The following is a 24,799-nucleotide window of genomic DNA, read 5'->3' as shown; positions in this document are numbered from 1 at the left end:
TGCGAGGGCCGGTCAGGCGTAGGAGGCCGCGAACTCGACAAGGGTGCGCGCGGCGAACCCGGTGCCGCCGGGCACCACCTCGGCGTAGTTGCGCTCCGACCGGCCGGGGCCCGCGATGTCCAGGTGTGCCCACGGCAGGCCCCCGGTGAACTCCCGCAGGAACAGCGCCGCGACGATGCCGCCCGGCCCCTGCGGCGCCTGGCGCAGGTCGGCGATCTCACCGCGGACGTCCCCGGCGAGGTCCTCCAGCAACGGCATCCGCCACCAGGCCTCGCCCGCCCGCTCGCCGGCCGCCGCGACACGCTCGGCGAGCGCGTCCTCGGTGGCGAACAGACCGCCGGTGCGCACGCCAAGGCTGAGCTTCATCGCACCGGTCAGCGTGGCGACGTCCACCACGACGTCCGGGGAGAACTTACGGATGCCGTAGGCGAGCGCGTCGGCGAGCACCATGCGCCCCTCGGCGTCGGTGTTGCCGACCTCGGTCGTGGTGCCGCCGTAGTGCCGGACGACGTCACCGGGACGGTACGAGGAGCCGGACACGTGGTTCTCCGCTGAGGGCACGAGCGCCGTCACCCGTACCGGCAGCCGCAGGTTGGCGATCGCCCTGGCCGCCGCGATCACCGCGCCGCCGCCCGCCATGTCGGTGCGCATCAGGTGCATCCCGTCGGCGGGCTTGATGGAAATACCGCCGGTGTCGAAGGTGATGCCCTTGCCGACCAGGAGAATGTGCGTGGTGGCCCCTCGGGGCCGGTAGCTCAGCTCGATCAGCCGGGGCGGCGAGGCTGAGCCACCGCCGACGGCGAGGACTCCGCCGAAGCCCTGCTCGGCGAGCCAGCGCTCGTCCCGCACGGTGACGCTCAACCCGGACGCGGCGGCCGCGACGCGCTCCGCGGTACCGGCGAGCCAGACGGGATCCTTGACGTTCGACGGGGTGTTGGCGAGGTCGCGGGCCAGTGCGGAGGCGGCGGCCAGTTCCAGCGCGCGGCCGACAGCCGCGGTCACCGGCGCCACCGCTGTCTCCTGGCCGACGACGAGGCGCAGGGTACGGACGCGCGGCTTCGGATCGTCGGCGGTGAGGGTGAAGGTGTAGCCGCCCAGGGCCGCGCCGAGGGCGAACTCGGCCGCCTCGGCCGGACCCGCGCCGTCCGGCAGTTCGGCCTGCGCGGTGCGCGAAGGCCGGGCGTCCGCCTCGGTCTCGGTCACGACGTGGGCGTCGGCTGCGCGGATCAGTGCGGCACCCGCGGTGCGGTAGTCCTTCGCGGTGCCGCCGCCCACGCCTACCAGCCACAGCGCCCTGGACGCCGGATCGCCGACCGTCCGCACCTCACCCGGTTTGCCGGTCGCCCGCTGCCCGGTGAACAGTGCTGCGTCGGCGGTCTCCCAGCCGGTGTCCCCGTCGGGTGCGGGCACCAGCACGGCGAGCGGGGAACGGCGTCGCGCTGCGGCCACCACCTCGACGTCGATCAGCGGGGTGGGTACGGGCGGCAGCACCTTGCGCGCCATGGACGGCCTCCAGGCAGGTCCGGGAGTGAGCCGCCGCGAGGAGGCTCACATGGGTAGGACGAACATGTGTGTACGACGAAGAGGCCCCGGTCCGTCGACGCGGGACCGGGGCGCGAGAAGAAGAGCCGGATACGGCTACGACGCCGGGGAGAGCCCGGATCAGCCGGTGACCTCCTGCAGGGCGACACCGAGATCTTTTGCTTCCTCGGCCGACAGCTCGACGACGAGTCGCCCACCACCCTCGAGCGGTACGCGCATCACGAGGCCCCGTCCCTCCTTCGTCACTTCGAGGGGACCATCTCCGGTCCGGGGCTTCATGGCCGCCATAGCGTGCTCCCTCCGTATCACCGACGCGCCCGGGTCGCGCTCACCAAAGCCAACCGGGTATGGACCATTGTCCCTCATCAGCGCGCGGGCGTGTCGCCGGACCGATCTTAACGCCTGGGCATCGGTGCTGGTATGCCGCTTCCCGGACTGTCAGACTGCTGCCGACGAGGACCGACTCGGAGGAGATTCGTGACCACGGAAGAAGTTCTGCAGATCGCCGACGCCGACGGCGTGCGCACCCTGACGCTCAACCGCCCGGCCGCCTACAACTCGTTCACGCGACTGCTCAAGGAGCGGCTCCTCGACGCGCTCACCGACGCGGCCACCGACACCGCCGTGCGTGCGGTGGTGCTCACCGGGGCGGGCAAGGCGTTCTGCGCCGGACAGGACCTCAAGGAGCACATCGGGCTCCTGCAGGCCAAGGACCCGTCCCCGCTGCGGACGGTCACCGAGCACTACAACCCGATCGTGCGGGCCGTGGTGGAGCTGCCGAAGCCGGTGATCGCGGCGGTCAACGGCTCGGCCGCGGGCGCCGGAGCGGCCCTGGCCTACGCCAGTGACCTGCGGATCGCCGCCGACTCGGCGAGTTTCCTGATGGCGTTCGCGAACGTCGGGCTCGGCCCGGACACCGGCGCCTCGTGGACCCTGCAGCGACTGATCGGCTACGGCAGGGCGGCCGAGCTGATGCTGCTGGCCCGCTCGGTCGACGCCGAGGAGGCGCTGCGCATCGGACTGGTCGGCGAGGTCGTGCCCGCCGCCGAGCTGGCGGCGAGGGCCCAGGCCGTGGCGGCGAAGCTGGCCGCCGGGCCGACCGCGGCGTACGCCCGGATCAAGGACGCGCTCACCACGGCCTCGGAGAGCACGCTCGGTCAGGCGCTCGACAAGGAGAACGAGGTGCAGACCACGCTGGGCGTGACGGCCGACCACCGGGAGGCCGTCGAGGCGTTCGTCGCCAAGCGCAAGCCGGAGTTCACCGGCAAGTGACCCTTCCGGCGGGAACCCGATCGCCGGGTTCCCGCCGGAACACGCGCGGTCGGCCTCGCCGGGCCACCGGTGGCGTCCACTGTGGACCGCTCGGGTCGCCAGGTGTCCCGCTCGCCCGCCGGACGGGTCCGGCGCGCCGGTCGGCATGCCTTCCGCCACAAGGTTTCCGCTGACACCGGCGCTTCTGGGATGCCCCTGCGGCGCGTGTGGGAACCGGGCGGCTCAGACGGCGGCACGGAAACAGCCGGCCAGGTGGTCGTCGACCATGCCGGTGGCCTGCATGAGTGCGTAGCAGGTGGTGGGGCCGACGAAGGCGAAGCCACGCTTCTTCAGGTCCTTGGCCATCGCCGTCGACTCCGGGGTCACCGCGGGGACGTCGGACAGCTCCACCGGTCGCTTCCGGCCGGTGTGGTCCGGGGCGAAGGACCAGAGCAGTTCGTCCAGCGGACGGTCGAGCCGGGCGATCGCACGGGCGTTGCCGATCGTGGCCACGATCTTCGCCCGGTTGCGGACGATGCCGGCGTCGGCGAGCAGCCGGGCGACGTCCTCGTCGCCGAAGGCGGCGACCTGCTCCGGGTCGAAACCCTCGAACGCCGTCCGGAAGCCCTCCCGTTTGCGCAGGATGATGATCCAGGACAGGCCGGACTGGAACGACTCCAGGCTGATCCGCTCGAACAGCGCGGTCTGGCCGTGCAGCGGGAAACCCCATTCGGTGTCGTGGTACTCGGCGTAGTCCGGCGCGGTGTTGCCCCAGGGGCAGCGGGGGACGGCGTCGGTGCCGAGCAGTCCGGTCACTCGGCACCCACGACGTAGGACTCGGCGTAGCGAGCGAACCTGTCCAGCGAGTGGCGCAGGCCGAGGGTGAACACCGGGCGGACGAGAGGCCAGCCGAGCCTGCCGACGATGCCCAGCGGAAGCTGGAGCTGCTCCGACCAGACGAACACCGACCGCTGCGGCCCCTTCTCCTGAACGTGGAACGCCCCCGTCCCACGGACGATCTTGCCCAGGTGCCGCACGGTGCAGCGCAGCGGCGGTTCCCAGCTGACGATCTCCATGGTGTCGGTGAATCCGATGCCGCCGATGCCGGTGAACGCGGAGAGGGTGGAGCCGACGCTGCGGCCGTTGCCCTCGGCCACGCGCACCTCCGTGCCCAGCATCCACTCGCCCTGCCGTTCCCAGTCGGTGAGCGCGAGCCAGGTGGTGCCCGCGGGGGCGGCGACCGCGACCGAGAGGGTCACGTCGGCGGTCACTGCGCGGACTCCCGCTCATCGCGCCGATGCTGGCCGTGGCCCTGCCTGCGGCTGTGCTGGCCGGGCTGGGTGTCCTGGCTGTCCTGGTCGGGCTGGCTGTGCTGGCCGGGGGCCTGGGTTTCCTGGCTCTGGGTGTCCTGGTCGGGCTGGTTGTGCTGGCTGGGGGCCTGGCTCTGGCCGGGCGGGCTGTGCTGGCCGGGGGCCTGGATCTGTGCCGGCCGGCGGTCTGCGGATTCGAGTTCGGCGACGCGGGCGCGCAGGGTGTCCACCTCGGTACCGAGTTTGCGCAGCACCCAGTCGACCTCGGTCATCTTGTATCCACGCAGCACCGTCTGGAAACGGACGCCGGTGACATCCTCGCCGGTGACATCGTCCGCGGGCAGCCGCGTCGGGGAGCTGCCGGGTGCCAGTGGGGCGAGTTCCTCGCCGCGGCCGAACACCAGGGCCGCGAGCAGGAACACCACGGCCGCCACGAGGAGCATGACGACGAGATAGATCAGCGCGGTGGTCACGCGACGATCGTGACACAGGGGACCGTCTGACGTCGCGCCAGTACAGGTACTCGGACGGCAGGCTGGGGCCCGGTGAGGCAGGTACGGATCGGGGCCGACGCAGGCGTCGTCGTGGTGTCCCCGGGTTTCAGGCACGCCTTCGGCGCGCCGTGAGAAACCGCCGCTCCCCGGGTCGTTCGCCGTCGACGGTCACCAGCGGCAGTTCCCCACGGACCGGTCAGCACGGTCCAGTTGCGTGTCGGGTCACCTGGCCACTGCGGTGGGGCGCTGCGTGTCGCGGGCCTCCCGTACCCCCGTCGGTCCGGCTCGGCACCGGCCGCCCCGGTGATCGGCGAGCGTGGGGCGTCCGGTCCCTTGCCGCAGGATGGCGCCTTCGTGTGCGCTGGCGGTTCGGTAGGCACCGGTTCGGTAGGCACTGGTTCGGTAGGCACTGGTTCGGTAGGCACCTCTGACAACCAGCTCCGGTCACCACCTCCGGCAACCGTTACTCCGGTATCCAATGCCCCGGCAGGCACGGCTCTGGTACCACTAGTCCGGTGCCCAGCTCCGGCAACCGTTACCTCGGTAGCCACCTCTGGCGTCCAGCTCAGGCGACAACACAGAACGGCACAGCCGGTCAGCGCACGGTCAGCCGTGTAAGCAATCGAGACGAGTCTTCACCTGGGCCATCGGGCCGAATGCAGCGCTTTCCCACTGGTCCGGCCTGTCGGTGGGAACTCGTCGGCGTGCGCCGGGCGTGGGCCGCGGTTGTCGGCTGGGCAGGTCAGAAAGGGGCCGGCGGGGATGTTCGTGGGTGGAGGGGTTCGGGTCGGCTGGTGTGGACGTTGCCGGTGGGGGTGGTGATGTGCAGGGCGCCGGTGTTGTCGGTGGCGAAGTGCCAGCCGGGGAGGTCTTTGAGGCGGTGGTGTCGTCGGCACAGCCCGGTCAGATTGTCGGCGCTGGTTTTGCCCCCTCGTGCCCAGTCCTGGGTGTGGTCGATGTCGGATACGTGTGAGGGTCGGTGGCAGCCGGGCATCCGGCATTCCCGGTCACGCACCTTCGTCAACTCGGCCAACGCCGCGGGTGGCCGGTAGCGGGCCCGCCCAACGTCACGCACCGTCCCGGTGACCGGGTCGGTGACGACCTTGCGTAGCACCGAGTCCGGGCGGGTGGCGAGGTGGCGGGCCAGCCAGGCCGGTACCGGCCCGTGACCGGACAGCTCGGCGGGATGGTCGTCGGCCCCGGCCAGGGTGGTCGCGGCGACGTGCACGAAAACTTCTGTACGTGTCTCGGCGGTGCGGTGGCCGAGGCAGAGTTCGGCGAACACGTCGGCACGGAGTTGTTCCAGGGTGCGGGTTTCGCCACCACCGCGCAGGGTCTTCGCGATCCGATCCACGCGTGCGTAGATCGCCGTGGCGGTCTCGGTGGGCAGATCGGCGATCAGGGTGCTCATGGCGTCGTCCTGGTGCACCAACTGCACGCTGCGTTCCAGACGTCGTTTCCGGGCCCGCTCAGCATGCCCGTCCGGATCGACGGCCACGACTTGCCGCACGGCGGCGCGGCGAATGCTGGACGGATTCCGCCCGTCGAGCCGACCCACCATCGCCGCGTCCACGGCAGTGGCGTGCTCGTCCGATAGCGGGTTGGTGGCATCGACGATCTTGGATGCCTTGTAGCTGTCGACGACGCCGGTGTCCAGAGCGGCCAACGTTTCCGGTAGTCGAGAAGTCAACGCCTGGGCGTGCGCCACCATCCGCTGTGCACGGTGCTCGGTGGTGGCCAGGGTCAACGCGACCTCCGCCGCCACCCCACGCGGCTCCTCCGACAACGCCGCGAACCGAGCCACCGCCCGCACCTGCACAGCTTCCGCACGCGATCGGGCGACCTCGGCATCGCGCATCACCCGAAGAAGCCCCCGCGCCGACAACGAAGACAGTCGAACACCAGCCAGACCCCCGTGATCAACCCGCACCGTTTCCCGCGAATCCAAATCAAGAATCGCAGCCAACCGAACCTCAACAGATCCCCCATCGATCATGAACCCATTCTACCGACACCCCCGAACAATTCCAATCACACCATCGAGCACCCCTAACAACGAACGGTCCATTCATGCGTAGACCCGTCGACCGAAACGAGGAGAACCAGAGAAACGCTTCCGGTATTGACGTCGTATCCACGAGGAGTCGACGGATCGAGCCACTACGCGCGCGACGCAATATCGACACGTCGACGAATCCCCCAGCGCCAGGCCTTCGCCGACCTCACAACACCCGAACGCGACCAGCGCCGCTGTGCAGTCAGAAACCCGGACGGCCAATGCCGCCCAAGCCGCCCACGCCACCAATGCACTCACCGAAGGACAACCGAACGCAACAGCAGGGGAACAAGCCCGAACGCCGCGCACTAAACAAACGCGACAACCAACCCGCACCGAGAAAAAACCGACACCGAGAAACCCGTCCCGTGGGGAACTGTCGCTGGCGACCAACAACGGCAAACGCCCCGAGAAGCGACAGTTTCACACGGCCCGCCGAAGGCGTGCCGCAAACCCGAGAAACCCACCCGGAACCGTACAGCCCCAAGAACCGAACCCGCCACCCCAAAAGCGACCAGAGCAGCCAAAAGCAAGCCCCAGACCAAACCAATCCCCCAGCCCCCAGCCAAACGCCAGCGAATCAGAACCGCCCCGGGAAACGGAACGAAGACGAGTTCACCCCCGCGCCGCGGACACTTCCCGCATCGGCGGCCGGTCCGCGACGAGCACCTCCGTGGCATCGGGCACCCATTCACCACCCACCTGAACGAACTGCGTCAACGCCTCGACGTTCTGGTCGATCCCGCACCGACCCAGCGTCGTACCGAGGATCTGCCGCGACATGACACCGAGTTGCAGCAGCGAGCGGTTCCGGTGCTTGCGCACGCCGAGGTTGACCTGTGCCAGCGTATCGACGCCGTGGCGCGCTTCGACGTCGAGCAGCAAACCGATCTCGACGCCATACCCGGCAGCGAACGGCAGCGCTTCGAGCGTCTCCCGGGTGGCGGCGTACTCGCCCCCCAACGGCTGCACCAAACCCGACAGCGCGGGACGTAAGGCGGCGAGCAGTGGACGCGCCAGCAGCTCGGTGACCCGCCCGCCCCCGGTGCCGTTCTCGGCGGACTCCAGCCGCAGCGGCCGCCGGTAGAAACCCTTGACCAGCCGCACCCCCTCCTCGGCAAGCAACGGCCCGAGCAGCGCGGGAACGAAGTCCGGATCGGGGTCGACGAGGTCGGAGTCCAGGAACACCACCAGGTCGCCGGAAGTCGCGGCCAGCGAACGCCACAACACCTCACCCTTGCCCGGCCTCGGCTCCCAGTCCGGCAGCACCTCCGCACGGCCGACGACCCGCGCCCCCGCGGCGGCGGCGACCGCGGCCGTGCGATCGGACGAACCGGAGTCCATCACCACGATCTCGTCCACAATGGACCCGAGCAGTGGCCGGACCGAGGCGACCACCCGGGCGACGGTGGCCTCCTCGTCCAGCGCGGGCAGCACGACCGACACGGTGCGTGACCCCTTGAGCCGCAGCAGTTCCCCGGCGGTCCACGGCGCGGCCTGCCAGGTCCGCCGCGCGAACCAGGCACTCGTCTCGGCAAGCATGCGCCCGATCGTGCCATGCTTGAGGTTCACACCCCGTTGGAGGAGACGTGTTACACCTGCTGATCCGCTGGTTGCTGGCGCCCCTGGTGCGGCTGATCTGGCGGCCGGAGGTGCGGGACGCGGACAAGGTCCCCCTCACCGGGCCGGTGATTCTCGCCGCCAACCACAACGCCGCGCTCGACACGGCGATCATCCCGATCGTCACTCCGCGTCCGGTCAAGTTCCTCGGCAAGGCCGAGTACTTCACCGGCAAGGGCGTCCGGGGCCGCGTCATGGCGAACTTCCTGACCGCACTCGGCTACGTCCCGGTGGAGCGCGGCAACGCGATGGCCGGGCTCGCCGCCCTGGAGTCCGCCCGGCGCGTGCTCGACGACGGTGGCGCCTTCGGCATCTACCCCGAGGGCACCCGTTCACTCGACGGCAACCTGCACCGCGGCCACACCGGCGTCGCCGCGCTGGCCCTGGCCACCGGGGCCACGGTGGTTCCGGTGGCACTGAGCGGAACGGAGAAGCTCCAGCCGAAAGGCAGGCGCGTCCCGAGGGTCACGCCGATCAGCGTCCGGTTCGGCGACCCGCTGGAGTTCTCCCGCTACGACGGCATGGACAACTCGCCCGCGATCCGGCGTTCGGTCACCGACGAGATCATGTACGCGATCCTCGAACTGTCCGAGCAGCAGTACGTCGACCGGTACCACAAGCGCCCCGACGACTCCGCCTGACGCGAGCGGCTGCCGGGTCAGGGCCGGATCAGGGCGTCAGGTCCACTTGTCGACGGACGACGGTTTCCAGGTGGCGAAGGCGTCGACCAGGGCAGCCGGTTCGGTGTCGACGAACAGCAGGTCGCGATGCTCCGCCCGGAGGAAGCCCTCGGACACCATGTGCTCGACGAACGAGCGCAGCGGGGCGTAGTAGCCGCCGACGTCCACCAGCCCGATCGGCTTCGCGTGGATGCCGAGCTGCGCCCAGGTCCACACCTCGAACAGTTCCTCCAGCGTGCCGGCGCCACCGGGCAGGGCGATGAACCCGTCGCACAGCTCGGCCATCTTCGCCTTGCGCTCGTGCATGTCGGCGACGACGTGCAGCTCGGTCAGCGCGTCGTGGCCGACCTCCACCGTCATCAGCTTTTCCGGGATCACGCCGATCACCTCGCCGCCCGCGGCGAGCGCGGCGTCGGCGAGGATGCCCATGGTGCCGACCTTGGCGCCGCCGTAGACGAGGCCGATGCCGCGACCGGCCAGCAGCTCGCCGAGGGCCGCGGCGGCCTCGGCGTACCGCGTGCCGTTGCCGGTCGCGGAACCACAGAAGACGCAGATCCGCATGACTAGTGGGTCTCCTCCCACGCCTGGTACGCCTTGAGGACGACATTGACGGCATCGTCGATGTCGTCGGTGAGGTGCAGCAGCTGCAGGTCCTGCTCGCCGATCTTGCCCTCGGCGTAGAGCGAGTCCTTGATCCACTCGTACAGCCCGCCCCAGTACTTCGTGCCGAACAGCACCACCGGGAACTTGGTCACCTTCTTGGTCTGAACCAGCGTGAGCGCCTCGAACAGCTCGTCGAGCGTGCCGAACCCGCCGGGCAGGCAGATGAACGCCTGCGAGTACTTGACGAACATCGTCTTGCGGGCGAAGAAGTAGCGGAAGTTCACGCCGAGGTCGACCCACGGGTTGAAGCCCTGCTCGAACGGCAGCTCGATACCCAGGCCGATGGACATGCCGCCGGCGTCGCGGGCGCCGCGGTTGACCGCCTCCATCGCGCCGGGGCCGCCGCCGGTGATCGTCGCGAACCCGGCACCGGCCAGCGCCGCACCGATGTCCCGGCCGAGCTGGTATTCGGGGTGGTCGCGTTTGGTGCGGGCCGAGCCGAACACGGTGACCGCGCGGGGTACCTCGGCGAGCGCGCCGAAGCCCTCGACGAACTCGGCCTGGATCCGCAGGACACGCCAGGGGTCGGTGTGCACCCAGTCGCTCGGCCCCCGCGAGTCGAGCAGCCGCTGGTCGGTGGTGGAGGCGTCCGCGTCACCGCTGCCCCGGAGCACCACGGGGCCGCGGTGTCGTTCCGGTGGGTGCTCGGAGAAGCCGTTCGTCTGTTCCGTCACCCCCGCGATCCTAGTGACCGCACCCGCCGCCCGCGTGGACCGCGTCGTTCTTCTCGGTGACGAACCGGTTGCCAGGCGCCACCGGCCGGGCGAACACGGTGTCAGCGCAGGAAAGTCCGCAGCGTCTCGGCGACCGCCCGGATCTCGTCGGCGCGGACGTGTTCCTGCCGGGTGTGCGCCAGTGTCGGGTCGCCGGGGCCGAGGTTGACGGCGGGCATGCCCAGGGCGGCGAACCGGGACACATCGGTCCAGCCGAGTTTCGCGGCGGCCTTACCGCCCGCCGCGGCCACCAGTTCCGCCGCCGCCGGGGCGCCCAGGCCGGGCAGCGCACCGGGTGAGGAGTCCACAACGGACAGTTCGTAGCCGTCGAACACCTCGCGCAGGTGCGCCTCCGCATCGGCGGCCGAGCGGTCCGGGGCGAAACGGTGGTTCACCGACAGCACCGCCTCGTCCGGTACGACGTTGCCCGCGACCCCGCCGCCGATGCCCACCGCCTGAAGCCCTTCGCGGTAGGTCAGCCCGTCGATGTCCACCACCCGCGCCTGGTAGGAAGCCAGGCGTGCCAAGGGTTCGCCGAGAGCGTGGATCGCGTTGACACCCATCCACCCGCGGGCCGTGTGCGCGCGGGTGCCGGTGCAGCGCAGCTCGACGCGCATCGTGCCCTGACAGCCGGCCTCGATGGCGGCGTTGGACGGTTCGCCGACGATCGCCAGCTCCCCGCGCAGCCACTCGGGCAGGGTGCGCTCGATCCGGCCCAGCCCGTTGCGTGCCGCCTCCACCTCCTCGCAGTCGTAGAAGACGAAGGTGACGTCGTGCCGCGGTCGCGGCAGTGTCGCCGCCAGGTGCAGGAAGACGGCGACGCCGCCCTTCATGTCCACCGTGCCGAGCCCGTGCAGCACCTCGCCGTCGGCGGAGTCCGCGGAACCGGTGCGGCGCAGCGGAAGGTTCTCGTTCACCGGCACGGTGTCCAGATGCCCGGCGAGCACGGCGCGGGAGTCCCGGCCGAGGTTCGTCCGCGCCAGCACGGCGTCCCCGTCGCGGATCACCTCCAGGTGCGGGGCCTGCGCCCACAGCGCGGCCTGCACCGCGTCCGCGATGGCCGCCTCGTCGCCGGAGACGCTCTCGATGTCGACGAGCGCGGCGGTCAGTTCGGCGGGGTCGGCGGTCAGGTCGAGCGGGGCGGGAGACGAGGTCATGGCACGTCACGGTACCGACGACGGTGCCCGCGCCGGTCGCGGCGGCACCATCTCCCCGACCGCCCCGGCGCGGGTAGCGTGGTGACCGTGCGACGGAACCCGGCAGCCATCGGCGGCACCCTCCTTCTCCTCTCCCTCACGTTCCTCTCGCTGACCGGGTGCGGCTCGGAGGCCGGCCCGAAGACGGCACAGCCGATGCAGGACCCGGGGCCGGCGTCGATGGCCGAACGGATCGACCTGCAGATGAACGATCCGTGTTTCCTGCGTCCCGAGGAGCAGCACGCGCCGGGATGCGCGAAGTACGTCACCCAGCTCGGCAGCGTCCCCGGTGGCGCGCAGAAGTACGCCGGGACCACGCAACCGGAACTGGTCGAGGCCGGACGGCGCCTCGACGCCGCGATCGCCGCCTACCGGAACCGGGGCTGCGCCGAAACGGACGCGCCGGACTGCGGCAGCGCACTGACCGACGTCGCCGCGACGCTGACCGAGGTGGACGCGAAGCTGGTGAGCGTCCTGCCCGCGGGCGGCTGACCTGCGGGGCACGCGCTACCGTGTGGTCGTGAGCGAGCAGAACCGGAACACCGCGAGTCCCGCACCCGAGACCACCGGCGCCCAGGGCGTCGGGCTGGCGACCATCACCGGCAACGGCACCGTGCTGGACACCTGGTACCCCCAGCCGAAACTGACCGAGGGCGGAACGCCCGGCAGCGGCGGGGTGGAACGGCTGTCCGAGGCGCAGGCCGTGGAGGCGCTGGGCGAGTCGGTGGCCGCCCTGCTCGGCCCGGACACCGACCGCGGCGTCGAGGTGGCCGCGGTACGCACCACGATCGGTGCGCTCTCCGACGCACCCGTCGACGCGCACGACATCTACCTCCGCCTGCACCTGCTCTCGCACCGCCTCGTCCAGCCGCACGGGCAGAGCCTGGACGGCATGTTCGGCCTGCTGGCGAACGTCGTCTGGACCAATCACGGCCCGTGCCCCGTCGAGGGATTCGAGGCCACCCGGATGCGCCTGCGCTCCCGCGGCAACGTGACCGTCTACGGCATCGACAAGTTCCCGCGCATGGTCGACTACGTGTCCCCCTCGGGTGTCCGGATCGCCGACGCCGACCGGGCCCGGCTCGGCGCGCACCTGGCCTCGGGCACGACGGTGATGCACGAGGGCTTCGTCAACTTCAACGCGGGCACGCTCGGCGCGTCGATGATCGAGGGCCGGATCTCGGCCGGTGTCGTCGTCGGTGACGGCAGCGACGTGGGCGGTGGCGCGTCGATCATGGGCACGCTTTCCGGCGGTGGCAAGCAGGTCATCTCCATCGGCGAGCGCTGCCTGGTCGGCGCCAACGGCGGCGTCGGCATCTCCCTCGGCGACGATTCGGTGGTGGAGGCCGGTCTGTACCTCACCGCGGGCACCAAGGTCTCGGTGGACGGGCGCACCGTCAAGGCCGCCGAACTGTCCGGCATCTCGGGAGTGGTGTTCCGGCGCAACTCGGCCTCCGGTGCGGTCGAGGCGGTGGCCCGCGACGGTGCCGGTGTGGAACTGAACGCCGCGCTGCACGCCAACGACTGAGCCGTACGACTCCGCCGGTCACACTCCGGCGTCGCGATTCCCGCCGGTTCGACGAATCGCCGGGTGGCGGATCTCACCTATCATTGATCGATGAGCACCGCTTCGTCGCCGCCCGTGCCCCCGGTGCGTCCCGCCCCCGCGGCACGGCGGGTCACCCCCGTGCCCGAGGACCTCGGCCTGCCCGCCACACCGCCGGTGGCGGCGCCCGAGGATCCGCCCACCACGCACGTCCGGGCCAGGATCGACGCGCTGCTGCGCACGATCCTGGCGCACGAACCGGGTACCAGAGCGGGCACCGATCCGGAGGAACTGCACCAGTTCCGGGTGGCGACCCGGCGGCTGCGCAGCGTGCTCAAGCAGAGCGGCGCGCAGCTCGGTCCCACCGCCGTGACCGTCCGTTCCGAACTCTCCTGGCTGGGGGGTGCCCTCGGCGAGGTCCGCGATCACGACGTGCTGATCGAAGCGCTCCGGGCGACGGTGGCGGACTTCGAGGACGAGGACCAGCAGGCGGCCAGGGCGCTGGTGGCCGTGTTCATCGCCGAGCGGGGCAAGGCGAAACGGCGGCTGAACCGTTCGCTGACCGGGCGGCGCTACGACTCGCTGCTCCAGTCGATCGCGCAACTCGCCCGCACCCCCGACATCGAACCGGACGCGGGCACGGTGGCGGGTCGCGAGGAGCGGGCACCGCTCGTCGACTCGGTACGAAAGCCGTACCGCAAGCTCGGCAAGGCCGTCGCGAAGCTCGGGCCGAACCCGTCCGACGAGCAGTTGCACAAGGTGCGCATCCGCGGCAAGCGGCTTCGCTACGCCGCCGAACTCGCCCGCTCGGCGGCCCGGAAGAAGGACGCGAAGCGGCTGAAGGCGGTCGTCCGCTCGGCGAAGAGCCTGCAGAGCGTGCTCGGTGATCACCAGGACGCGGTGGTGGCCGCCGACCGGATGCGGGAGCTGTCCCGGACACAGGGCGACGCCGCGATCGGCTTCATCGCGGGACGGATCGCCGAACGGGAGCAGGTCCGCAGGAACCGCGCGCGTGCGGCCTGGCCCTCGGCGGCGAAGCGCGTCGACGGTGCGGTGAAGAAGCTGCTCTGAGAAGACCGGGCGCCTCAGACCGCGAGGCGTTCGGCCGCGGCGGCGACGCGCTCGTCGGTGGCGGTGAGCGCCACCCGCACGTGCCGGGATCCGGACGGGCCGTAGAAGGTGCCGGGCGCGACCAGGATGCCGCGGTCGGCGAACCAGCGCACCGTGGCGAGCGCGTCGGAGTCCCCGGTGACCCAGAGGTACAGCCCGGCCTCGGAGTGGTCGATTCGGAAGCCGTTGTCCTGCAACGCTTTCCGCAGTATCGCGCGGCGGGCGGCGTAACGCTCCCGCTGTGCGTCGAGCGCCTCGTCGTCGGTGAGCGCGGCGACCATCGCCTCCTGCACCGGCCGGGGGACGATCATCCCGGCGTGCTTGCGCACGGCCAGCAGTCCGGCGACCAGCGCCGGGTCACCCGCGACGAACCCGGCCCGGTAGCTGGCCAGGTTCGCCGACTTCGACAGGGAATGCACGGCGAGGACACCGTCGAGCCGTCCACCGTGGACGGACGGGTGCAGCACCGACACCGGCGGCTCGCCCTCCCAGCCGAGCGCCAGGTAGCACTCGTCGGAGACGACGACCGTGCCGCGTTCGCGGGCCCACTCGACGACCTTGCGCAGGTGTTCCACGCCCAGCACCTGCCCCGTCGGATTCGACGGCGAGTTCAGCCAGATCATCGACGGCCGGGCCGGGCCGAGCGCCGTCAGCCCGTCCACCCGGACGGCGGTGGCCCCGGCGAGCAGCGCACCCACCTCGTAGGTCGGGTAGGACACCTCTGGGATCGCGACCACGTCGCCCGGACCGGCGCCGAGCAGCCGGGGCAGCCAGGCGACCAGTTCCTTGGAGCCGATGGTGGGCAGCACGGCGTCCGGGTCGAGCCCGTCGACGCCGTGCCTGCGCCCGAGCGCCTCGACGACGGCGGCCCGCAGTGCGGGCGTGCCGTGCGTGGTCGGGTACCCGGGGATCTCGGCCACCGAGGCCAGTGCGTCCCGGATACTCGCCGGAACCGGGTCGACGGGCGTGCCGACGGAGAGGTCGACGATCCCGCCCGCGTGTTCACGAGCCCGGGCGGCGTGCTCGGCGAGCGAGTCCCAGGGAAAGTCGGGAAGGACGGCCGGGTTCATTCGGCCTGCGGCGGCAGGTCCTTGATCCACTGCGGGTCGTGCGCCGTGGTGCCGACCTTCGAGGCGCCGCCGGGCGAGCCGAGCTCGTCGAAGAAGTCCACATTGGCCTTCGTGTAGGCGTTCCACTGGTCGGGAACGTCGTCCTCGTAGTAGATGGCCTCGACCGGGCAGACCGGCTCGCAGGCGCCGCAGTCGACGCACTCGTCGGGATGGATGTAGAGCATCCGCTCGCCGACGTAGATGCAGTCGACGGGACACTCGTCGATGCAGGCCTTGTCGAGCACGTCGACACAAGGCTCGGCGATCACATAGGTCACTGCGCACTCCAGCTGTTCATCTGTCGAGCTAGTTCATGCCTGGCGCGGACGCCTCGCCGACGATCGCGCTGAGGGCGACATTACGCGCCGACAACGGGCTCCGGGAGGTGAGGCCCCCCTTATCAGGGGGCGCTTAATACCTCGACCGGCGCTGGAGGTATACGGCGTTTATCGGCCTTGTGCGCGGCCGGATCCGATCATCGTCCGCGCCGGTTCCTGGCCGGCGCGGTCCGGCTGTCGCCGGTCACCACGAACTTCGGCTGCTCCTTCTTCTCCCCGTCCTGATCTGCGTCTTTCGCTGTCAGGGCACGGTTGAAGCCGTCCGAGATCTCGCTGACCAGGTCGTCGTTGTGCCGGTCGTCCTTGCGCGCGACGCTCACTGTTCCTCCTGGCGGTATCGGATTGCACCTGGCACGCACAATGTAACCGTGAATGCCACCGAACGGCTCGAGCACGCCTGCGCGGACGTCTGGCCCGCCGTGACCGAGAACACTATCGGGGAATGGCGGTTGCGCGCGGCGGGCGGATTCACCGGGCGCGCCAACAGCGCCCTCGCCGCCGGCGATCCGGGCAGGCCGATCGGGCAGGCGCTGACCGAGGTGCGCCGGTTCGCCGCGGAGCACGGCATCCCGCCGAAGCTGCAGGTCGTGCTGGACTCCCCCGTCGAGGCCGGGCTGCGCGCGTGGGGCTGGGTGCCCGACACCGGCCACCCGCACGGTCACGACGTCGCCGTGCTGACCGGTCCGGTCGGCGGACGGGCCGGCGGGCAGGACGTCGGGGCGGACGTACGGGTGCCGGACGAGCCCACTGCCGGCTGGTGGACGCTCAGCGTGGGCAGTGCCACGCCGGACGCGGCGCAGCGGCACGTACTCACCCACGGCGGCCGGATCGGCTACGGCGTCGCGGAACGCGCGGGAAACGCGGCGGGTGCGGTTCGCGGCGCGCTGGCCGGCGACCTGCTGCACGTGTCCCGGCTGGCCGTGGCGCCCGCCCACCGCCGGCAAGGGCTCGCCGCCGCGCTGATGGCCGGTCTCGGCACCTGGGCGGCCCGGCACGGCGCCACCCGCTGCGTCCTCCAGGTCGCCAGGGGAAACCACCCGGCGCTCGCCCTCTACCAGCGGCTCGGCTTCGCCGAGCATCACGGCTACCGCTACTGGGTTCCCGGGCCCGCAGCGTGCTCCGGTTCCCGGCAGCCTGCGGGTTCCCGCGCGCCGGGTGCGCTTCGCGGCGCCGCGGGTACGTGCAAGGATCCGTTCCCGTGAAGGTTGTCGTACTGGTCGGCGGTGTGGGCGGAGCCCGCTTCCTGCTCGGCGTGAAGGCCGCACTCGGACTGCCCGCGATCGGCGCCGCGCCGCCCGGCGCCGCGCACGAGGTGACCGCGCTGGTCAACACCGGGGACGACGTCTGGATGCACGGGTTGCGCATCTGCCCGGACCTGGACACCTGCATGTACACCCTCGGCGGCGGTATCGACACCGATCGCGGCTGGGGCCATGCCGGTGAGACGTGGACGGTGAAGGACGAGCTGGCGGCCTACGGTGCCGAGCCGAGCTGGTTCGGACTCGGCGACAAGGACATCGCCACGCATCTGATCCGGACCAGGATGCTGCGCGCCGGTTACCCGCTCTCCGACGTCACGGCCGCCCTGTGCGACCGCTGGCAACCGGGCGTGCGGCTGCTGCCGATGTCCGACGACCGGGTCGAATCGCACGTCGTCGTCGACGATCCGGAGACCTCCGGGGAGGACACCGAGCCCGGCAGCCGCGACCGCAAGGCGTTGCACTTCCAGGAATGGTGGGTGCGGTACCGGGCGGAACCGCGTGCGCACGCGATCGTGCCGGTGGGCGCGGAAGAGGCGACGCCCGGCCCCGGCGTGGTCGAGGCCATCGCCGAAGCGGACGCCGTGCTGATCGCCCCGTCCAACCCGGTGGTGTCGGTGGGCACGATCCTGTCTGTGCCGGGAGTGCGCGAAGCCTTGCGCAAGACCGATGCCGGGGTGGTCGGCGTCTCCCCGATCATCGGCGGGAAACCGGTGCGCGGCATGGCCGACGCCTGCCTGCGGGCGATCGGGGTGCAGACCACGGCGGAGGGTGTCGGCAGGCACTACGGCTCCCGGCAGACCTCCGAGGACGGCCTGCTCGACGGCTGGCTGGTGCAGACCGGCGAGTCCGCCGAGGTGCCGGGCGTCGCCGTACGGGCGGTGCCGCTACTGATGTCCGATGTGGACGCCACGGCGAAGATGGCACACGCGGCCCTCGAACTGTCCGGAGTGGACTTTGACTGACCACGCCGCTCCCTCACTGGAGATCCTGCCCGTCGAGGGCCTGCCCGAGTTCCGCCCCGGCGACGACCTGACCGGCGCCATCGCCGGCGCCGCCCGCTGGCTGCGCTCCGGCGACGTGCTGGTGGTGACCAGCAAGATCGTGTCCAAGTCGGAGGGAAGACTGATCCGCGTCCCCCGCGACCCGCTGGAGCGGGACGCGATCCGGCGGCGACACGTCGACGAGGAGGCCGTCCGGGTGATCGCCCGTATCGGGCGGACCGTCATCACGCAGAACCGGATCGGTGTCGTACAGGCGGCTTCTGGCGTGGACGCGTCCAATGTGGCCGGTGACGAGATCGCCCTGCTGCCCGCAGACCCGGACGCCTCCGCACTCGCACTGCGCAACGGCCTTCGCGAGCGGCTCGGCGTCGAGGTGGCGGTGATCGTCACCGACACGATGGGCAGGGCGTGGCGCATCGGGCAGACCGACACGGCAATCGGCTCGTCCGGCATTCGCGTGCTGCACGCCTACGAGGGCACCGTCGACGGCCAGGGCAACGAGCTGGTGGTCACCGAGATCGCGGTGGCCGACGAGCTGGCCGCCGCCGCGGATCTGGTAAAGGGCAAGCTCGGCGCGACTCCGGTCGCGGTCGTCCGTGGAATGTCCATAGTGGACGACGGTTCCACGGCGGCGGACCTGGTGCGTCCCGTCGAGGAGGACCTGTTCCGGCTCGGTACCAACGAGTCCCTGGCGCAGGGCCGCCGTGAGGCGGTGCCCGCGCGTCGTTCGGTACGCCGGTTCTCCGACGAGACCGTCGATCCCGAGGTACTGCGGACGGCGATCGGTGCCGCGCTGACCGCACCCGCTCCGCACCACACCCGGCCGGTGCGCTTCGTCCGGCTGCGCTCGGCGGGGTCGCGGCAGCAGTTGCTGCGGGCGATGCGCGAGGCGTGGCGGGCGGACCTGGCAGGCGACGGGTTCACCGAGGAGCAGATCGCGCGCCGTCTCGGCCGGGGCGACATCCTGTTCGACGCCCCGGAGGTCGTGCTGCCGTTCCTGGTACCGGACGGAGCGCACACCTATCCCGACGAGCGACGTAACGCCTGCGAGCGCACGATGTTCACCGTCGCGGGGGGCGCGGCGGTGCAGGGACTGCTCGTGGCGCTGGCCGCCGAGGGTCTCGGTTCCTGCTGGATCGGCTCGACGATCTTCGCCGCGGACGTCGTCCGGGACGTACTCGGCCTCGACGCGCACTGGGAACCCCTCGGCGCCGTGGCGATCGGCCACCCCGCCGAGGGCCCCGCACCCCGGCCACCGCGCGCCTCGGACGAAGGGCTGCTGGAACTGTGACGACGGCCGGATCGGACCTGTACGCCGACACCGTGTCCACTGTGGATCGCTGGCGACCGCGGGACGCCGCGCAGGAATCCTTGCGACAGGGCTTTCTGGGCTTCCTGGCCGCCCGTACGGACGCCTGCGCCCGCGCCTGCGAACCCGGCCACATCACCGCGTCCGCGGTCCTGCTCGACGCGAGCGCGGAGAACGTGCTGCTGACCCTGCACCCCCGCGTCGGGCGCTGGCTGCAACTCGGTGGCCACTGCGAGCCCGAGGACACGACTCTGGCCGGCGCCGCCCTGCGCGAGGCACGGGAAGAGTCCGGAATGGACGGTCTGACGATCGCCCCGGAGCCGGTGCACCTGGACGTCCACCCGATCACCTGCTCGCTCGGCCTGCCCACCCGTCACTTCGACGTCCGGTTCGCCGTGCGCGCGCCCGAGGGCGCGACCCCCTCCCGCAGCGAGGAGTCCGAGGATCTGCGCTGGTGGCCGGTGCACGCCCTGCCACCCGGCAGTGAGGACCTTGCCGGACCGCTCGCCGCCGCACTGGAGCGGGCCTGACCGGCGGACGATTGACTTTGTATTGACCTTCGTGTCAGCGTTGAGGTACAAACGTTGACACGAAGGGGGCCGGGCATGCCGAAGCGGGGAGATCCGACGCACGTCGACGGGAGCGACCGTGCCCGAGCCCGGAGATGGCTGACACGGCACCGGGCGGGCACCGTCGAGCCGTCCGACCTGCTCGCCGCCCGGCTCGCCATCCGCGCCCGCGGTAGCGAGACGGAGATGTTCTGCATCCTCGCGTTCGGCGGCCTGGTCTTCGTCTGGGCGATCCTGCGCGAGGTCTTCGACCTCGGCCTGCTCGTCGGACCGGAGCGGGCACCGGTCGACGGCCCGCTGGTGGTCGGTGCCCTCTACCTCGGCATGGCCGTCACCGCCTGGATCGCCGGCAGGCGGATGCGGGCCGAGGAACGCCGGCTCGCCACCGCACTGCCCCGGCGCAGCGCGCACAGTTCGCCGCCGTCCTGGCGCCACGTGGTCGGCACCCCGTTCCTGTACGCGACGGCCCTGACCTACGGCGGTGGCACCGCGATCGGCGCGGTCGTCGCGAGCACGGGAAGCGACCCGGCGGTCAGCGTCGTCGGCGGCCTCTTCGCCGCGGGCACGTTCGCCCTCGGCATCGTCGTGACCGTGGCCGCGGTGGACTCGGTGCGCAGGCCAGGCCTCGCCGAGGACGACTCCTCCCTGGTCGTCGACGATCAGCTCCGCACCGAGGACGCACACCGGGTCGCACCGATGCCGCTGGCGCTCGCGGCGATCATGCTCGTACAGGAGGGCCTGCCCGCCGCGGCCGGATGGACGTTCACCGTCTACCTGGTGCTCGGCGCCGCGCTGTGGACGTCGGTCCACCTGCGCGACCGCCGTCGTCCGCTGGCCGTCGGCCGTGCGATGGTGACGCCGTGATCGTGAGCGTCGACGGCGAATCCCGCGTGCCCCCGTACGAGCAGGTGCGCTCCCAGCTCGCCCGGCAGATCAACGAGCGCACGCTTCCCGTCGGGGCGAAGCTGCCGACCGTGCGGAAACTGGCCGCCGATCTGGGCATCGCACCGAACACGATCGCCCGCGCCTACCGTGAGCTGGAGGAGGCCGGGCTGATCGAGACCCGCGGCAGGGCGGGCAGCTTCGTCGGAGCCTCGGGGGACGCGAGCAGGCAGCGGGCCCAGCAGGCGGCGGCCGACTACGCGAGCGCGGTCCGCGGGCTGGGGCTCAGCGCGTCGGAGGCGCTGGACATCGTCACGGCCGCCGTCCAGCGCGGGTAGCCGGCAGCCGACGGACAGGTCACGATCCGGGTCCGGACCTCGTGCCCGCTCCGTGCACTCCCGGCAGGCCGTACTCTGGCGGTAGGACGACAGGGAGGGGATGACAATGTTCGGCTTCCTCGAGATCGTGCTCCTGGTACTCGGAATCCTGGCACTGGTGACCATCGTGGTGATGGTGGCGCGGTACAGCGGACACAAGCCGATGGACTACCCGGCGAACCAGGACCTGCCGAAACCGCCCCCCGCGCGCGGCGGCTGGTAACCGGAACAGCACGACACGGCATGCCGTACCGCCCGACACGGCATACCCCACCGCACGACACGGGGTGCGGGTCAGAGGGTTCGGTAGTCGCGGATGGGGTGCCGGGGGCCGAAACGGGGGCGGGAGAAACCGGACGCCTCGAGGTAACGGACGGCGCGCTGCCGGTGCGGGGCGTAGGGAGCCAGCACCTCGGCGAGCCCGGCGTCGTCGAGCGGGTGACCGAGCAGCGCGTGACCGACGACGGCCGGGATGTGGAAGTCACCGAAGCTCACCGCGTCCGGGTCGCCCCACGCCCGCTGCGCGATCTCCGCGGCCGTCCACACACCGATGCCGGGAACGTGCCGTAGCAGCCGCCGCCCTTCCGCACCCCGCAGTTCCACCGCCCGTTCGAGCCGGGGCGCCACCCGGGCGGCGGCGATCAGCGTGCGCCTGCGTGTCAGGTCGACGCCGGCCGCGTGCCAATCCCAGTCCACAATGGACCGAATGGCGAGCGGGGTGGGCGGCACCCGCATCCCCTCCGGTGCCGGTCCGGGCGCGGGCTCACCGAACCGCCGGCACAGCTCCCGCCAGGAGCGGTGCGCCTCGTAGCCGGTGACCTTCTGTTCCAGCACCGAGGGCACCAGCACGTCCCACACCCGCCCGGTCGCGCCGATCCGCAGACCGGGCCTGCCGTGCCGCGCCCGCGCCACGGCCTCGTGGTGGGCGACGAAGCCCGTGTCGTCGTCGTGCGCGCCGAGCAGCGCGGGCACCCCGCTGCGCAGGAGGTCCGCGCCGGGGCCCCAGGCGCGGGCGTCGACATCGCCGTCGGCGAGCGCGCACAGCATCAGCGTCGCGTTGCCGGCGGGAGTGTTGGCCGTCAGCCAGGTACGGCCCGCCTCGTCACGACGCAGGCACGGATCGCCCCTGCCGCGCCGCAGCGGCGCGAGCACCGCCGCGAGATCCAGGGTGAACCCGGGGGTCCAGCGCAGGGACTCAGGCATCACTCGAGAATCGCACGGCGCCGTCCGCCAGCGCGACGCCTGGCCAGACCCGCGCACCGTCCAGCAGCTCGCAGCCGGCGCCGATGGCCGCGCCGTCACCGACCACGACGCCCCGCAGCACCGTGCCCGCGCCCACCCTGGCACCGGCGCCCAGCACGCAACGCTCCACGACGGCGCCCGCCCCGACCACGGCCCCCTCGAACAGTACCGACTCGGACACCGTGGCCCTGGCACCGACCTCCGCGCCCGCGGCGACCGTGGCCCCGCCGTCGACCCGGGCGTCCGGGGCGAGCACGGCACCGTCGAGCACGAGCGCGTCACCGACCGGGCCCGGCAGCGCGGACGTCGGCGCGACACCGCGTACCAGATCGGCCGAACCGCGGACGAACGCCTCCGGGGTGCCCACGTCGAGCCAGTACGAGGCGTCGACGAACCCGTGCAGGTGCGCCCCGGACGCCAGCAGCCCGGGGAAGGTCTCCCGCTCCACCGACACCGGCCGTCCCGCCGGGATCGACTCCAGCACCTCCCGGCGGAAGACGTAGCAACCGGCGTTGATCTGGTCGGTGGGCGGATCGGGGGTCTTCTCCAGGAAGGCGGTGACCCGCCCGCCGGAGTCGGTGGGCACCGAACCGAACCGGCTGGGATCGGCGACGCGCTGCAGGTGCAGCGTGACGTCCGCGGCGGCGGCGCGGTGGGCGCCGACGAGCGAACCCAGATCGGCGCCGGAGAGGATGTCGCCGTTGAACACCACGGCGTCCCGCGCGCGCAGCCGGTGCGCGACGTTGCGGATCGCGCCGCCGGTGTCCAGCGGCTCCGACTCCACGACGTACTCCAGTTCCAGCCCGAGCGCGGACCCGTCGCCGAAGTGCTCCTCGAACACCTCCGCCCGGTACGAGGTACCCAGCACGACGTGGGTGATCCCGGCGGCGCGAATGCGGGAGAGCAGATGCGACAGGAACGGCACGCCCGCGGTGGGGAGCATCGGCTTGGGCGCGGACAGGGTCAGCGGGCGCAGCCGGGTCCCCCTGCCGCCGACGAGCACCACCGCGTCCACACCGAGCTCGGACGTCATCTCCGTACAACCTCCCCATTAGCACGCACCGCCGGGCGACAAACCGCGGGAAACAATGACGGTTGCCACCCGGAGGGCCTACCCTAGACACGACTGAAGTGGTCGCTCCTCGAGAGGGCCCCGGCTGACATTACGGGAGGGCGAGGGCATGGACCCCCGCGATCGGGCGGACGCTCTGCTGTCACGGGCTCGTGCCCGCGGCGGATTCGTTGTCACGCCGGACAACATGACCTCACCGTTCGACGCGTCGAACACCCAGCAGATCCCGCGGTCGGTGATGAACGACCTCGACGACGGCGAGACCACCGCGGTCGTCTCCTCCGCCGTCGTCGCCTCCGCGGTGCTGGAGTCCGACGGGCACCACCTCGCCGAGGCGGAATCGACATCGCGGCTGGACACGCCCGCGCAGGGCATCCGGCGCCCGGCCCCCGGCCCCCGCATGCCGGATCCGCGCGACACGCCCGCCGAGGTGAACGAGATCGAGGAGCTGGACGGGCTCATCCCGACGACCACCCAGCGCAGCCGCTCCACGCTCTCCCAGCGCCTCGACGGCATCTGAAGGTCCCGGCCGGACCCACCGAGACCCGAACCGGGCGGCTCAGCCGCTCGCCGGGCCGGGCGGCTCAGCCGCCGCGGGTCTCCAGCTTCAGCCGTACGGCCAGGCCGAGCCTGATCGCGGCCAGAACCGGCTTCCAGGCGAGACCGCGGTGCCGGTCGGCCAGGTAGCGGTAGGCGCTCTCGTGGTGCGCGGCCAGCATCTTCGCCGGGGCCCGCGAGGTGGCGTGCCCGCCGAGATGCATCACCGACGCCGACGGGGCGTAGACGTTCTGCCAGCCCGCCCTGGTGATCCGGTCGCCGAGATCGACGTCCTCGAAGTACATGAAGTAGCGGGGATCGAAACCGCCGGTCGAGTCCCAGGCCTGGCGGCGGAAGAGCTGCACCGAACCGGACAGCCAGCCGGACACCCGTTCGGCCGGTTCGCCCTTCTCCTGCCGGTACGCCCGCGTCCACGGATTCCCGGGCCACACCTTGCCGAACACGGCGTGCCCGATGCCGCGCCCCAGCGAGGGCAGCAGCCGTGCCGAGGGGTAGACAGTCCCGTCGAGTTCGCGGATCAGCGGGCCGAACGCCCCGCCGCGCGGATACCGGGCGGCCACCGCCAGCAGCTCGTCAAGGCAGCCCGCGTCCCACTCCAGGTCGGCGTTGGCGACCACCACCCAGCCGACGTCCTCGCCGAGTTCGGCGACCCCGCGGTTGGCGGCCGCGCCGTAACCGACGTTCTCCCCCATCGGCACCAGCGTCACCCCGGGCCGTTCGGCGGCGCGCTCCGGGGCGCCGTCGCCGGAGACGTTGTCGGCGAGCACCACCCGGACCTCGCGCGTGGTGGCCTTCTCCAGGGTGTCGAGACAGCGTTCCAGCGTCTCACCGGGGAAGTAGGTCACGATCACGACGGCGATCCCGTCGCCGTAGGTCTTCGGCTCCGTCACGCGGACATT

28 protein-coding genes and 1 pseudogene are annotated in these 24,799 nt (G+C 71.6%); 13 read left to right on the top strand and 16 right to left on the bottom strand.

Annotated elements, in window-relative coordinates; all coding sequences use genetic code 11:
- Nucleotides 1-12: 12 nt before the first annotated feature.
- Together CFN78_RS02855 and CFN78_RS02850 are read right to left on the bottom strand one after the other, a co-directional pair.
- Nucleotides 13-1,503 (bottom strand): leucyl aminopeptidase family protein, encoded by a 1,491-nt coding sequence (locus tag CFN78_RS02855; RefSeq protein ID WP_094860900.1) that lies wholly within the window; start codon nt 1,501-1,503, stop codon nt 13-15.
- 159 nt (nt 1,504-1,662) lie between these two features.
- On the bottom strand, nt 1,663-1,830 hold the full coding sequence (locus tag CFN78_RS02850) for a DUF3117 domain-containing protein (RefSeq protein ID WP_091294302.1): 168 nt from the start codon (nt 1,828-1,830) through the stop codon (nt 1,663-1,665).
- Nucleotides 1,831-2,019: 189 nt separating this feature from the next.
- Here CFN78_RS02850 and CFN78_RS02845 point away from each other — a divergent pair, with 189 nt between their 5' ends.
- Complete coding sequence (locus CFN78_RS02845; RefSeq protein ID WP_094860899.1) at nt 2,020-2,814, top strand: enoyl-CoA hydratase-related protein; 795 nt, start codon at nt 2,020-2,022, stop codon at nt 2,812-2,814.
- Nucleotides 2,815-3,036: 222 nt separating this feature from the next.
- On the opposite strand, the gene CFN78_RS02840 is transcribed toward CFN78_RS02845, so the two are convergent.
- The 5 genes and pseudogenes from CFN78_RS02840 to CFN78_RS02820 form a co-directional block, all read right to left on the bottom strand.
- Nucleotides 3,037-3,609 (bottom strand): DNA-3-methyladenine glycosylase I, encoded by a 573-nt coding sequence (locus CFN78_RS02840; protein ID WP_094860898.1) that lies wholly within the window; start codon nt 3,607-3,609, stop codon nt 3,037-3,039.
- Nucleotides 3,606-4,064 carry an SRPBCC family protein gene (locus CFN78_RS02835; protein WP_094860897.1) on the bottom strand — a complete coding sequence of 153 codons (459 nt, stop codon included), beginning with the start codon at nt 4,062-4,064 and terminating at the stop codon, nt 3,606-3,608. Before CFN78_RS02835 ends, CFN78_RS02840 begins: the two co-directional genes overlap by 4 nt.
- 221 nt (nt 4,065-4,285) lie before the next feature.
- Nucleotides 4,286-4,576: pseudogene (locus CFN78_RS29445) on the bottom strand (DivIVA domain-containing protein); the annotation flags it as partial.
- Between the two features lie 763 nt (nt 4,577-5,339).
- Complete coding sequence (locus CFN78_RS02825; protein WP_094860896.1) at nt 5,340-6,455, bottom strand: HNH endonuclease signature motif containing protein; 1,116 nt, start codon at nt 6,453-6,455, stop codon at nt 5,340-5,342.
- An 813-nt stretch (nt 6,456-7,268) separates the two neighbouring features.
- Entirely contained in the window at nt 7,269-8,195 is a 927-nt protein-coding gene (locus tag CFN78_RS02820; protein ID WP_094861111.1) for a glucosyl-3-phosphoglycerate synthase, read from the bottom strand.
- A gap of 47 nt (nt 8,196-8,242) precedes the next feature.
- Between CFN78_RS02820 and CFN78_RS02815 the strand changes: the two genes are divergently transcribed.
- The gene (locus CFN78_RS02815; protein ID WP_094860895.1) at nt 8,243-8,914 is read left to right on the top strand and encodes a lysophospholipid acyltransferase family protein; all 672 of its coding nucleotides are present in this window, start codon (nt 8,243-8,245) and stop codon (nt 8,912-8,914) included.
- 36 nt (nt 8,915-8,950) lie between these two features.
- Here the strand turns inward: CFN78_RS02815 and CFN78_RS02810 are convergent, their stop codons facing one another.
- The 3 genes from CFN78_RS02810 to dapE all read right to left on the bottom strand — a co-directional run bounded on the left by CFN78_RS02810 (nt 8,951) and on the right by dapE (nt 11,486).
- The gene (locus CFN78_RS02810; protein ID WP_094860894.1) at nt 8,951-9,514 is read right to left on the bottom strand and encodes an LOG family protein; all 564 of its coding nucleotides are present in this window, start codon (nt 9,512-9,514) and stop codon (nt 8,951-8,953) included.
- Nucleotides 9,515-9,516: 2 nt separating this feature from the next.
- Entirely contained in the window at nt 9,517-10,290 is a 774-nt protein-coding gene (locus CFN78_RS02805) for an LOG family protein (RefSeq protein WP_240519224.1), read from the bottom strand.
- Between the two features lie 101 nt (nt 10,291-10,391).
- Nucleotides 10,392-11,486, bottom strand: coding sequence for a succinyl-diaminopimelate desuccinylase (gene dapE, locus CFN78_RS02800; protein WP_094860892.1), 1,095 nt, complete (start codon nt 11,484-11,486; stop codon nt 10,392-10,394).
- A gap of 87 nt (nt 11,487-11,573) precedes the next feature.
- Between dapE and CFN78_RS02795 the strand changes: the two genes are divergently transcribed.
- From CFN78_RS02795 to CFN78_RS02785, 3 genes are all read left to right on the top strand, one after another.
- The gene (locus tag CFN78_RS02795) at nt 11,574-12,017 is read left to right on the top strand and encodes a hypothetical protein (protein ID WP_133116278.1); all 444 of its coding nucleotides are present in this window, start codon (nt 11,574-11,576) and stop codon (nt 12,015-12,017) included.
- A 28-nt stretch (nt 12,018-12,045) separates the two neighbouring features.
- Nucleotides 12,046-13,053 (top strand): 2,3,4,5-tetrahydropyridine-2,6-dicarboxylate N-succinyltransferase, encoded by a 1,008-nt coding sequence (gene dapD / locus CFN78_RS02790; RefSeq protein WP_094860890.1) that lies wholly within the window; start codon nt 12,046-12,048, stop codon nt 13,051-13,053.
- A 90-nt stretch (nt 13,054-13,143) separates the two neighbouring features.
- Nucleotides 13,144-14,142 carry a CHAD domain-containing protein gene (locus CFN78_RS02785; protein ID WP_094860889.1) on the top strand — a complete coding sequence of 333 codons (999 nt, stop codon included), beginning with the start codon at nt 13,144-13,146 and terminating at the stop codon, nt 14,140-14,142.
- A gap of 14 nt (nt 14,143-14,156) precedes the next feature.
- Here CFN78_RS02785 and dapC read toward each other — a convergent pair whose 3' ends face one another.
- From dapC to CFN78_RS02770, 3 genes are all read right to left on the bottom strand, one after another.
- Nucleotides 14,157-15,251, bottom strand: a complete 1,095-nt coding sequence (gene dapC / locus CFN78_RS02780) for a succinyldiaminopimelate transaminase (RefSeq protein ID WP_094860888.1) — start codon at nt 15,249-15,251, stop codon at nt 14,157-14,159.
- The gene (gene fdxA / locus CFN78_RS02775; RefSeq protein WP_094860887.1) at nt 15,248-15,568 is read right to left on the bottom strand and encodes a ferredoxin; all 321 of its coding nucleotides are present in this window, start codon (nt 15,566-15,568) and stop codon (nt 15,248-15,250) included. Before fdxA ends, dapC begins: the two co-directional genes overlap by 4 nt.
- A gap of 197 nt (nt 15,569-15,765) precedes the next feature.
- Nucleotides 15,766-15,948 carry a hypothetical protein gene (locus CFN78_RS02770; RefSeq protein WP_094860886.1) on the bottom strand — a complete coding sequence of 61 codons (183 nt, stop codon included), beginning with the start codon at nt 15,946-15,948 and terminating at the stop codon, nt 15,766-15,768.
- Nucleotides 15,949-15,996: 48 nt separating this feature from the next.
- Between CFN78_RS02770 and CFN78_RS02765 the strand changes: the two genes are divergently transcribed.
- The 7 genes from CFN78_RS02765 (at nt 15,997) to CFN78_RS28990 (ending at nt 21,251) form a co-directional block, all read left to right on the top strand.
- On the top strand, nt 15,997-16,830 hold the full coding sequence (locus CFN78_RS02765) for a GNAT family N-acetyltransferase (RefSeq protein ID WP_094860885.1): 834 nt from the start codon (nt 15,997-15,999) through the stop codon (nt 16,828-16,830).
- Complete coding sequence (gene cofD / locus CFN78_RS02760) at nt 16,827-17,852, top strand: 2-phospho-L-lactate transferase (protein ID WP_094860884.1); 1,026 nt, start codon at nt 16,827-16,829, stop codon at nt 17,850-17,852. Before CFN78_RS02765 ends, cofD begins: the two co-directional genes overlap by 4 nt.
- On the top strand, nt 17,845-19,182 hold the full coding sequence (locus CFN78_RS02755) for a coenzyme F420-0:L-glutamate ligase (RefSeq protein WP_165777414.1): 1,338 nt from the start codon (nt 17,845-17,847) through the stop codon (nt 19,180-19,182). The genes cofD and CFN78_RS02755 overlap by 8 nt, the downstream gene beginning before the upstream one ends.
- Nucleotides 19,179-19,730 (top strand): NUDIX hydrolase, encoded by a 552-nt coding sequence (locus CFN78_RS02750; protein WP_165777413.1) that lies wholly within the window; start codon nt 19,179-19,181, stop codon nt 19,728-19,730. Before CFN78_RS02755 ends, CFN78_RS02750 begins: the two co-directional genes overlap by 4 nt.
- A 75-nt stretch (nt 19,731-19,805) precedes the next feature.
- Nucleotides 19,806-20,633 (top strand): hypothetical protein, encoded by an 828-nt coding sequence (locus CFN78_RS02745; protein ID WP_094860882.1) that lies wholly within the window; start codon nt 19,806-19,808, stop codon nt 20,631-20,633.
- Entirely contained in the window at nt 20,630-20,989 is a 360-nt protein-coding gene (locus CFN78_RS02740; RefSeq protein ID WP_094860881.1) for a GntR family transcriptional regulator, read from the top strand. Before CFN78_RS02745 ends, CFN78_RS02740 begins: the two co-directional genes overlap by 4 nt.
- A 100-nt stretch (nt 20,990-21,089) precedes the next feature.
- Nucleotides 21,090-21,251 carry a hypothetical protein gene (locus CFN78_RS28990; protein WP_165777412.1) on the top strand — a complete coding sequence of 54 codons (162 nt, stop codon included), beginning with the start codon at nt 21,090-21,092 and terminating at the stop codon, nt 21,249-21,251.
- 71 nt (nt 21,252-21,322) lie between these two features.
- Here the strand turns inward: CFN78_RS28990 and CFN78_RS02735 are convergent, their stop codons facing one another.
- Together CFN78_RS02735 and manB are read right to left on the bottom strand one after the other, a co-directional pair.
- A complete protein-coding gene (locus CFN78_RS02735; RefSeq protein ID WP_205660400.1) occupies nt 21,323-22,231 on the bottom strand; it encodes a DNA-3-methyladenine glycosylase family protein in 909 nt (302 codons plus the stop codon).
- Nucleotides 22,224-23,303 carry a mannose-1-phosphate guanylyltransferase gene (gene manB / locus CFN78_RS02730; protein ID WP_094860880.1) on the bottom strand — a complete coding sequence of 360 codons (1,080 nt, stop codon included), beginning with the start codon at nt 23,301-23,303 and terminating at the stop codon, nt 22,224-22,226. The genes CFN78_RS02735 and manB overlap by 8 nt, the downstream gene beginning before the upstream one ends.
- Nucleotides 23,304-23,529: 226 nt before the next feature.
- Between manB and CFN78_RS02725 the strand changes: the two genes are divergently transcribed.
- Nucleotides 23,530-23,862 (top strand): hypothetical protein, encoded by a 333-nt coding sequence (locus CFN78_RS02725; RefSeq protein WP_338065509.1) that lies wholly within the window; start codon nt 23,530-23,532, stop codon nt 23,860-23,862.
- Between the two features lie 64 nt (nt 23,863-23,926).
- Here CFN78_RS02725 and CFN78_RS02720 read toward each other — a convergent pair whose 3' ends face one another.
- On the bottom strand, nt 23,927-24,790 hold the full coding sequence (locus CFN78_RS02720) for a glycosyltransferase family 2 protein (RefSeq protein WP_094860878.1): 864 nt from the start codon (nt 24,788-24,790) through the stop codon (nt 23,927-23,929).
- Nucleotides 24,791-24,799: the final 9 nt, after the last annotated feature.

The sequence above is a fragment of the Amycolatopsis antarctica genome, assembly GCF_002262875.1.
In the GTDB taxonomy this organism is placed as follows: domain Bacteria; phylum Actinomycetota; class Actinomycetes; order Mycobacteriales; family Pseudonocardiaceae; genus Amycolatopsis; species Amycolatopsis antarctica.
This window is presented reverse-complemented; position numbering and strand designations above follow the sequence as displayed.

What these genes read in the sequence shown, in the direction of transcription:
- CFN78_RS02745 (WP_094860882.1), top strand. Translation starts at nt 19,806, where the DNA reads ATGCCGAAGCGGGGAGATCCGACGCACGTCGACGGGAGCGACCGTGCC.
- CFN78_RS02725 (WP_338065509.1), top strand. Translation starts at nt 23,530, where the DNA reads ATGACCTCACCGTTCGACGCGTCGAACACCCAGCAGATCCCGCGGTCG.
- CFN78_RS02735 (WP_205660400.1), bottom strand. Translation starts at nt 22,231, where the DNA reads ATGCCTGAGTCCCTGCGCTGGACCCCCGGGTTCACCCTGGATCTCGCG.
- CFN78_RS02810 (WP_094860894.1), bottom strand. Translation starts at nt 9,514, where the DNA reads ATGCGGATCTGCGTCTTCTGTGGTTCCGCGACCGGCAACGGCACGCGG.
- CFN78_RS02820 (WP_094861111.1), bottom strand. Translation starts at nt 8,195, where the DNA reads ATGCTTGCCGAGACGAGTGCCTGGTTCGCGCGGCGGACCTGGCAGGCC.
- CFN78_RS02850 (WP_091294302.1), bottom strand. Translation starts at nt 1,830, where the DNA reads ATGGCGGCCATGAAGCCCCGGACCGGAGATGGTCCCCTCGAAGTGACG.
- CFN78_RS02785 (WP_094860889.1), top strand. Translation starts at nt 13,144, where the DNA reads ATGAGCACCGCTTCGTCGCCGCCCGTGCCCCCGGTGCGTCCCGCCCCC.
- dapE (WP_094860892.1), bottom strand. Translation starts at nt 11,486, where the DNA reads ATGACCTCGTCTCCCGCCCCGCTCGACCTGACCGCCGACCCCGCCGAA.
- dapC (WP_094860888.1), bottom strand. Translation starts at nt 15,251, where the DNA reads ATGAACCCGGCCGTCCTTCCCGACTTTCCCTGGGACTCGCTCGCCGAG.
- CFN78_RS28990 (WP_165777412.1), top strand. Translation starts at nt 21,090, where the DNA reads ATGACAATGTTCGGCTTCCTCGAGATCGTGCTCCTGGTACTCGGAATC.
- CFN78_RS02825 (WP_094860896.1), bottom strand. Translation starts at nt 6,455, where the DNA reads ATGCGCGATGCCGAGGTCGCCCGATCGCGTGCGGAAGCTGTGCAGGTG.
- manB (WP_094860880.1), bottom strand. Translation starts at nt 23,303, where the DNA reads ATGACGTCCGAGCTCGGTGTGGACGCGGTGGTGCTCGTCGGCGGCAGG.
- CFN78_RS02855 (WP_094860900.1), bottom strand. Translation starts at nt 1,503, where the DNA reads ATGGCGCGCAAGGTGCTGCCGCCCGTACCCACCCCGCTGATCGACGTC.